The sequence below is a fragment of the Pseudomonas sp. SWRI50 genome (assembly GCF_014269095.1).
GTDB classification, from domain to species: domain Bacteria; phylum Pseudomonadota; class Gammaproteobacteria; order Pseudomonadales; family Pseudomonadaceae; genus Aquipseudomonas; species Aquipseudomonas kermanshahensis.
This window is the reverse complement of record NZ_JABWRW010000020.1, coordinates 105,437-114,857: the sequence shown is the minus strand read 5'-3', so window position 1 is coordinate 114,857 and position 9,421 is coordinate 105,437. Positions and strand designations below refer to the sequence as shown.

Here is a 9,421-nt window from a genome sequence, read left to right as displayed (position 1 = left end):
ACGCTGCCGGTAACACCGAACGGCAAGCTGGACCGCAAGGCCCTGCCGCAACCGGATGCCAGTTTGCTGCAAGGCGAATACATCGAACCCCAGACCGAAATGGAGCAGCAGATCGCGGCGATCTGGGCAGATGTACTCAGGTTGGAACGCGTCGGCTTGAGTGACAACTTCTTCGAGTTGGGGGGCGACTCTATCGTGTCGCTGCAGGTGGTCAGTCGCGCACGCCTGCAAAACATCCAGTTCACGCCCAAGGAATTGTTCCAGGCTCAAACAGTTCAAGGCCTGGCAGCCGTGGCCCGCCGCGCGGCGAGTGCTGTCATCGATCAAGGGCCGGTAACCGGCGTCACGCCGCTGATACCGATTCAGCACTGGTTCTTCGAGGCGGATATTCCTCAACGACACCACTGGAACCAGTCGGTACTGCTGACACCGAGTGAACGACTGGACTCGGATACGCTGGACGCAGCTTTGCTCGCACTGGTCGAGCACCATGATGTACTGCGCTTGCGCTTCGAGTCGAAGGGGGGCGCCTGGCAAGCCGAGTTCCGCGAAGCGCTACCCCATCAACTGTGGACGCGCTCAGCGGTCAATGCAGACGACCTTCAGCCTCTTGTCGAAGAAGCCCAGCGCAGCTTGAGCCTGGAGCAGGGCCCGCTGGTGCGGGCGGTGCTGGCTAACCTCGCCGATGGCAGCCAACGCGTGCTGCTGGTGATCCACCACCTGGTTGTGGATGGTGTGTCGTGGCGGGTGCTGTTGGAGGATTTGCAACAGGCATACCAAGCACTGCGGGCCGGTAATGCGCTGCGCTTGCCGGCCAAGACCTGCGCGTTCAAAGTCTGGGCGGAGCATGTACAGCGTCATGCCACCAGCCCTGAGTTGCAGGCCGAGCTGGGCTTCTGGCAAACACAACTGCAGGGCGCCAATGACGCGCTGCCGTGTGACCACCCGCAAGGCGAAAACCTGCTCAAACATGCGGCGTCGGTCAGCACCAAATTGGACCGCGAGACCACGCGGCAACTGCTTCAGCAAGCCCCGGTGGCCTATCGCACACAGATCAACGACTTGCTGCTGACTGCGCTGGCCAGGGTAGTGGGCCGTTGGACGGGGCGCCCGGACGTGTTGGTGCGCCTGGAAGGCCATGGTCGGGAAGACCTGTTCGATGGCATCGACCTGAGCCGCACGGTAGGCTGGTTTACCAGCATGTATCCGATCACCTTGCGCCCTCACGCTGGCCTGTCCGACTCGATCAAGGCCATCAAGGAGCAATTGCGCGCAGTACCCAATAAAGGGGTCGGGTATGGTCTGCTGCGATACCTGGGCGGGGACAACGCGCGTGATGTGCTCGCGGCGCTGCCCCAGGGGGAAATCGTGTTCAACTACCTGGGGCAGTTCGACGGTAGCTTTGACGGCGAGTCGGGCCTGTTCGTGCCTGCCAAGGAGTACGCGGGTGCTAACCAGGACGCAGACGCGCCATTGCCCAGCTTGCTGACAGTGAACAGCCAGGTGTATGGCGGCGAATTGAAGGTGAGCTGGAGTTTCAGCCGCGAGCGGTTCGACGAGGCGACACTCAAGCAGCTGGCGGACGCGTATGCCGATGAGTTGAGAGCGTTGGTGGCCCACTGCTGCGAACCGTCCCATCGAGGTGTCACACCCTCGGACTTCCCATTGGCGGGCCTTACCCAGGCTCAGCTGGACAGCTTGCCGGTTGCAGCTGCGGACATTGCCGATCTCTACCCGCTATCCCCGATGCAGCAGGGCATGCTCTTCCACACGCTGCAGGGCTCGGAAGCCGCGCTCTACATCAACCAGACCGCAGTAGAAGTCGAAGGCCTTGAAGTCGAGCGTTTCATCGCGGCCTGGAACCATGTGATTGCGCGCCATGACATCCTGCGTACCGGCTTCTGGTTGTCTGCCAAAGCAGACCAGCCGCTGCAAGTGGTCCATCGCCACGCCACCCTGCCTGTGCAAGTGCTTGACTGGCGCGGCCGTGATGATACCGCCCAGGCATTGCAAGACCTGGCTGCAAGGGAGGCGGCAGAAGGCTTTGACCTGATGGCTGCACCGCTGATGAGGTTGACATTGGTCAAGCTCGAAGACGCACGCTTGCACCTGATCTGGACACGTCATCACATCCTGATGGATGGCTGGAGCAACTCACGCCTGCTGGGCGAGGTGCTGCAGCATTACCACGGTCATGCTGCCAAGGCGCCGCTCGGCCGCTTCGCTGACTACATCCGTTGGCTGGGCGAGCAGCCGCAAAGCGCGCTCGAGACGTTCTGGAGCAGTAAGTTGCAAGGGCTGGAAAGCCCGACGCTGCTGGCGGGCAGCATAGCGCCACAGCCTGATGCCAAGCAGGTTGGCCATGATGCCCTGTATCTGAAATGGGACCGCCAGCAGACTTCGCGTTTACGCGAACAGGCACAGCGTCTGCGCGTCACCCCGAACACCTTGATTCAGGCCACTTGGCTGTTGCTCTTGCAGCGCTATACCGGGCAATCTACGGTGTGCTTCGGGGCCACGGTAGCTGGGCGGCCAGCAGGTTTGGCCGGCGCCGATGAGATGCTCGGGCTGTTCATCAATACCTTGCCAGTGGTGCAGTCAGCACAACCTCATCACGTTGTCGCTGAGTGGGTACGTCAGCTTCAGGCCTACAACCTGGAACTGCGAGACCATGAACATGCTGCCTTGTCTGACGTCCAGCGTTGGGCAGGGCGCGCGGGGCAACCGCTGTTCGACAGCATCGTGGTCTTCGAGAACTATCCAGTCGATGAGCGTCTGCGCGAGGAAGGGGCTGGCACGCTGCGGTTCGGTGAAGTCAGTAGCCGTGACGTGACCAACTATGCCATGGACCTCGCCGTGCACCTGGGCGAGACCTTGTCCGTCGAGTTCCTGTACCTGCGAAACCGCTTGACTCATGCGGCAACGGACATGATCCGCGGCAGCTTTGAGCGCTTGCTCACCGGGATACTGGATAACCCGAACGCAGCGATAGGCAGCCTGGACATGCTCACGCCGATGCAGTCGCTCAAGGCACGCGAGCGCAACCAACTGCAACCTAAGCAACAGGGCCTGCCGTTGCTGGCTGAGCGCATTGCCCAACACGCGGTAGCCAGGCCGCAAGCCGTGGCTGTCATCTGTGCTGGGCAGCAACTGACGTATGCGCAACTGGACGAACGCGCCAACCGCCTTGCGCACCATTTGATCGACCTGGGCGCGCAGCCAGAAGCGACGGTGGGGGTTGCGCTGGAGCGTTCGGTCGAGACGATCGTAGCCTTCCTGGCAGTGATGAAAACCGGCGCGGCCTATGTACCACTGGACATTGACTACCCGCAGGAACGTTTGCAGTGGATCGTGGAGGATTCGCACATGCACCTGCTGCTGACCAGCAGCAGCCTGCGTGAGCGTGTGGGTGACGTACAACACGTGGTGGCACTGGACCAGTTGTCGCTGTCGCGGCGGCCGTCGACTGCACCTCAGCTTCAGGTACAGGAAGACAACCTCGCTTACCTGATCTACACCTCTGGCTCTACCGGCAAGCCGAAAGGTGTGGCGGTAAGCCATGGGCAAATCCGCATGCACTGCCAGGCCATCGCCCAGTTGTATGAGATGGACGAGGCCACGCGCGAGTTGCTGTTCATGTCGTTTGCCTTCGACGGAGCCCAGGAGCGGTGGCTTTCCACCCTGTCCTCCGGTGGTTGCCTGGTGGTTCGCGAGAACCGCTTGTGGACCGCGGAAGAAACCTGGCAGGTGCTGCAGGCACAAAGCATCGATATTGCGTGCTTCCCGCCAGCCTACCTGCAGCAGTTGGCCGAGTTCGCCGAGAGTCAGCCAGAGGCGCCACCTGCGGTACGCATCTATTGCTTCGGCGGGGATGCGGTACCCGATGCCTTGTTCGAATTGGTCAAGCGCACCTTGCAACCTCAGTACTTGACCAATGGTTATGGGCCTACAGAAACGGTAGTGACGCCGATGCTGTGGAAGGTATCGGCACAGCAGCGTTGCGAGGCGGTGTATGCGCCGATCGGTGATCGGGTCGGCCAGCGCACGTTGCATGTACTCGATGATGACCTCAACCCGCTGCCCGAGGGTGTCGCGGGTGAGCTGTACATCGGAGGCGAGGGTGTGGCGCGGGGTTACCACCAGCGCAGTGCCCTGACGGCCGAGCGTTTCGTGGCCGACCCCTTCGCCGAAGGTTCGCGCCTGTATCGGACGGGGGACCGCGTGCGCCGCCGTGCCGACGGGGTGATCGATTTCATTGGGCGACTGGACAGCCAGTTGAAGGTGCGCGGCTTCCGTATCGAACCGGGCGAGATCGAAGCGCGCTTGCGTAACCTGGCCGATGTCAGGGATGCCGTAGTCGTGGCGCGTGAGGGCGCTGCCGGCAAACAGCTGGTCGGGTATGTGGTCACCGGTACGGCCGCAACCGATGCGACGCAGCTGCGTGAGGCGCTTCGTGCCGAGCTGCCTGACTACATGGTGCCTGCGCAGTTGGTGCTGTTGCCGACGCTGCCGCTCACACCTAATGGCAAAATCGATCGCAATGCATTGCCTGCCCCTGAGTTTGCAGCACAGCGGCAGCGGATTGCACCGCGCAATGCCGTGGAGCAGGCCTTGGTGAACATCTGGCAAGAGGTGCTGGGCGTGCAAAGTGTGGGTGTGGACGACAACTTCTTCGAGCTTGGCGGTGACTCGCTGCGGGTGCTCAAGATGTTGTCGAAGGTCCGCGCCAGCGATGATATTCCGATAGAGCTGAAACTGCGGGACGTCATGGCTAAACCGACCATCGGTGAACTCAGTGGCTATGCCGCCGCTGATGAAAGCCTCGATCCTTTGTTGCTGCTCAACAGCCGGGTGCCCGATGTGGCCCCCCTGTTCTGCCTGCACGCGGGCTTTGGTACGGTGTTCGATTATGAACCACTGGCCCGACGCCTGGAGGGGCGCTGCAGCGTATACGGTGTGCAATGCCGAATGCTGCTCGACCGTGACTGGGTGGACGATTCGCTTCAGTCGATGGCCATCGATTACGCCCAGTACATCCGCCAGAAGCAGCCCGAAGGGCCTTACCGCCTGCTGGGTTGGTCGTTGGGGGGGACGCTGGCCGTGCTGGTGGCCCAGGAACTGGAAAGCCAGGGCCAGCAGGTATCGTTGCTCGGGCTGGTCGACAGCTTCATGCCGGGGGCCGAACCAAGTGACGTGCCAGGTGACTGGAGCGATGACCTACGCGGCTTCCTGGGTGTCGTGTTGGGCGTACCCAAGGAACAACTGGCTATTGGCTCAGTGCCAGCCGGTACTGCAACTGCAATGCTGGAGCAGGTGATCGACGAGGTCTGCGCGATGCAGGGTGGGCAGTCAGCGTTTGCCGAAGTCGGCAGCGCTGAATTGGCTCATACATTCATCGTTGCCATGCGGCTGAAGGTGTTGTCGCAAGGGGTCGAGCCGCTTCCGGCCACCCAGGCATTGGCATCGTGCTGGTGGGCAGGCGGCAGCGTGAGCCCTGCCTGGACCCATGCCTATGCTGAAAGCAACGCTGTCTTAGCTGGCCACTATGACATCCTCAAGCATGCAGAGGTGATCGAGAGCCTGGTGGCGAAGTTGAGGGAGGTGGATACGGTCGCGTAGCAACGGCCTTGTAGAAGTACCAAGAGGGGCTATCCGTACGGGATAGCCCCTTTTTGTATGCAGGCGTAAATGGCGCTCGCCTTTGCAAAAGCTGGGCATGAAAAAACGGCGCTCCGGTTAGGGAAGCGCCGTTTTCAACAGGCCTGTCGTGTGGACCGTGGCCGGCTAGACCCGCCTGGCTAGATGAACGCCATCAGAAGTCGTAGCGCAGGTCGAGCGTGGCATTACGCGGAGCACCATAGTGGCCATAACTGCCGGCCATGCCGGAGTAGTACTTTTCGTCGAACAGGTTGTTCACATTCAGCGTTGCCGCCAAGTGGTCGGTGACCTGGTAACGCGCCATCAGGCTGGCCACGGCATAGTCGTCATCCTTGACCTTGGCATTGTTGAAGTTGGTGAACGTCAACGCTTTGCTGGAATCCCAGTTGACGCCACCGCCTACGGTCAGCTTGTCCCAGTTGCCCTGGAAGCGATAAGTGCTCCACAGGCGGAACGTGTCCATGGGCAATTGGGTCGTCAGACGGTCGCCGTCGGCGTTCTCGGTACGGGCATGGCTGTAGCCGGTTTGTACATTCCAGCCAGGCGCGATCTCACCCGCGATTTCAAACTCAAAGCCCTTGGTTTTCGCGCCGTCTACGGCACGGTACGCCTGGCCATTGGTTGGTGTGAGTTGGCCCGGATCAATTTCAGCGAAGTTGTCCCGCTCTACCATGAACACGGCGGCGCTGGTATTCAGGCGGCCATCGAAGAATTCGCCTTTCCACCCCAATTCGTAGTTCTTGCCGACCACAGGCTCGAGTACCTTGCCGTCTTTGTCCATCGACGTCTGCGGCTTGAAGATGTCGGTATAGCTGACATAGACAGACTGTTCAGGGGTCAGGTCGTAGACCAGACCGGCATAGGGGGTAACCTGGCCGGTTTCACGCATCTTGCTGACCGTGTTGGTGTTGGCAATCAGCGAGGTCAGGTCGGAGTCGTAAGTGTATTGCGAAACCCGTGCACCCAGCAGCAGGTGCAGGTCATCGGTAATGTTGAAACGGTTGGCCACGAAGTAACCGCTTTGTCGTGTCTTGATGTTGAAAATCAGAGAGGGCCGGTAGCCATCGCGGGCCAGGTAGTTATCCCAGGTGTAGAAATTGAACGTGGCGATACCACCGGTCTGCGAGTGGTGGTCGTTTTCATATTCGGAATAGTTGTACCCCACGACCAAGTCGTGGGAACGGCCGAACAGCTCGTAAGTGCCGGCGAGGTTGACGTCCAAGCCCTTCTGGGTTTGATCGGCGGAAATCTTTGCCCGTTCGGCGCTTGCAGCGCCGGTTTCCTCGTTCAAGTACGTGACCCCGGACGTGCTGCGGTACCAGCCCAGGTCAGCATCGCGATCGACGTCCATGTAATTGGCCACCACCCTGAGCTTCCAGTCGTTGACCAACTGCTGCTCCAAGGTCGCCGTGTAGTTCATGGTCTCGAAATCATCGTACATCCACCGAGCGCCGGAGCTGGTGGATCGCGAGAAATCGGTTTGCTTGCCATTGGTGAACAGCAGCGGGACACCCGGCGCGCCCGTCGATTTGTACTTCTGGTAGTCGACACCAAAACGCACGAGGGTCGTGTCGGTCAGGTCGGCTTCGACGACACCGTAGAGGATTTCCCGCTTCTGGTCATACCAGTCCATGAACGTGTGGTTGTCTTGCTTGGCCGCAACCATGCGCCCTCGGACGTTACCTGTTTCTGTCAGTGGGCCGGAGACATCGACTTCGCTGCGGTAGTTATCCCAGGATCCAACACTGCCCTTGACATAGGATTTGAACTCGCGGGTCGGCTTCTTGCGGATCAGGTTGATCACGCCGCCAGGCTCGCCGGCACCGGTCATCAGGCCCGTGGCGCCACGGACGATCTCGACCCGGTCATACAGGGCCATGTCCAGTAGCGTACTGGGCATGTTGCGCGTCTGGTTTTCCTGGCTGGTATTGACGCCGTCGAACTGGTAGGTATCGATGGCACTCCCGCGGGCGTAGATGTTGAAGCGCTCCCCGCCATCCTGGGACATGGTGATCCCTGGGGTCTCTTTGAGCACATCGGTGATGGCGCTGAGGTGTTGATCATCCATGCGTTGACGCGTCATCACGGTGACCGATTGAGGCGTTTCACGAAGCGACAGGTTCATCTTCGTGGCTGTACTGGTGATACCTGTGGTGTACGAACCGGTGCCTTCGGTAGTAGCGCCGAGGCCCACGCTATTGACGTTGGTCGCCGAAAGCTCGACCTGGCCTTCCTTTGCGGCCGAACTCGCGGTCACCGTCGCCGAGTTGCCATCGATCTGGTACCTCAACCCCGTCCCTTGCAACAGGATGCGCAGCGATGACGCCAGGTCATGGCGCCCCTTCAGTGCCGAAGAACGCAGCCCGCTGATATCTTGTGGGCTGTACAGCAGTTGAGTATCCGTCTGCTTGGCCAGCGCCTGCAGCGCCGAGTTCATCGACTGCGCGGGAATATCCAGGGTCCATTCCTGTGCCTGCACCTGTGCAACCAGCGCAGAGGACAGCGCCAGGCCCAGGCCAATGCGTGACAGCGCACGCTGGGGGCGAAGGGAATGACGAATCAATAAGGCTTTGGCAAGCGGGTTGAGCGCACTGGGCAATGGCATGGACATCTGTTGCGTTCTCGTTGGCAGAGGGGTTTTTTCTATGTGCTGTATGTGACGCAGCACCTGTGAAAAACCGGAACGATTCTTATTGACTGTTTTTCCGCAGGTGCTGTTAACCGCGTCACAACGTTCAGAGTTCGCGGGCTACGCGAAAGCCGAGGAAGTCGCCACGGGTGGTCTTGAGGCGGTCGTTGCGGTTGGCCGAGCGCGAGAAGATCGGTGGCTCGCCCCAGTCGTTGCCGCGCATGTGCGCGCGGATGCACTTGGGGTCCTGGATCCAGGCGCTGCCGTCGCTAGGGGCGCCTTCGTAGCTTTCGTGGTAGCAGTCGGCGACCCACTCGTAGACGTTGCCGTGCATGTCGTACATGCCGAAGGCATTGGCCGGGTAGCTGCCCACGGGGGCGGTGAAGGTGTAGCCGTCACGGGGGCCGTAGGTGTTGGCGTGCTTGCTGATCTCGTACTTGCCCGGCGCGTCGAACGGGAAGGGGAACGGGCCGGTAGAACCGCCGCGGGCGGCGTATTCACGTTCAGCCTCGCTGACCATGCGGTAGGGCTTGCCGGTTTTTTTTGCCAGCCACACGGTGTAGGCCTGGACTTCGTCGTAGTCGACGCACACCGCAGGTTGGCGGGCCGTTTGTTTGTAGGTGGGCTTGCTGGCTTCGCACCAGCGCCCGGGGCGGTCGTCGCCGCTCTTGATGACGGTGCCGGTGGCCTTGATGTAGGCGTCCAGCTCGCCGGCAGTGACTTGATAGCGGCTCATCGCGAAAGGCTTGGCGAAGGTCACGGTGTGCAGCGGGCCTTCGTCGGGCTGGCGGCCGGCTTCGTCATCGGGTGCGCCCATCACGTAGCTGCCGGCGGGCAGTATCACCATCTCTGGGCAGTCTTTGCAGTCTTGGAATACATCACCTGGCTTGGCCGCGTGGGCGTAGGCGCTGACCAGCAGCAGGCAGGTGATCTGGGCTGGCCGGTAGAGCCAGGCTTTTGCGTTCATGAGTGGTCCTCGGAGCGGGTGAATGCGTGCGGCGTTTCGCATTCAGACGAGCCAAGGCGGTGAAAAATTAACCAACGGCCGCGCCTACAAAGGTCGGTTTAGCCAGTTGCCAGCCAGAAAACGCCGGGCTATAGTCCAGGCCATTGATCTCATCCTGAAGACCTGTT

At 60.9% G+C, this 9,421-nt stretch carries 3 protein-coding genes; 1 reads left to right on the top strand and 2 read right to left on the bottom strand.

Annotation, left to right across the window (positions count from 1 at the left end; translation table 11 throughout):
• Positions 1–5,619 (top strand): non-ribosomal peptide synthetase (locus HU750_RS20090; protein ID WP_186681971.1); only part of this gene is annotated, 5,619 nt, incomplete at its 5' end.
• Between the two features lie 193 nt (positions 5,620–5,812).
• Here the strand turns inward: HU750_RS20090 and HU750_RS20085 are convergent.
• Both HU750_RS20085 and pvdO read right to left on the bottom strand, forming a co-directional pair.
• A complete protein-coding gene (locus tag HU750_RS20085; RefSeq protein WP_186681969.1) occupies positions 5,813–8,269 on the bottom strand; it encodes a TonB-dependent siderophore receptor in 2,457 nt (818 codons plus the stop codon).
• A 124-nt stretch (positions 8,270–8,393) separates the two neighbouring features.
• The gene (gene pvdO / locus HU750_RS20080; protein ID WP_186681967.1) at positions 8,394–9,254 is read right to left on the bottom strand and encodes a dihydropyoverdine dehydrogenase; all 861 of its coding nucleotides are present in this window, start codon (positions 9,252–9,254) and stop codon (positions 8,394–8,396) included.
• Positions 9,255–9,421 lie beyond the last annotated feature (167 nt).

Coding starts and splice junctions, on each gene's coding strand:
- HU750_RS20085 (WP_186681969.1), bottom strand. CDS start 8,269: ATGTCCATGCCATTGCCCAGTGCGCTCAACCCGCTTGCCAAAGCCTTA.
- pvdO (WP_186681967.1), bottom strand. CDS start 9,254: ATGAACGCAAAAGCCTGGCTCTACCGGCCAGCCCAGATCACCTGCCTG.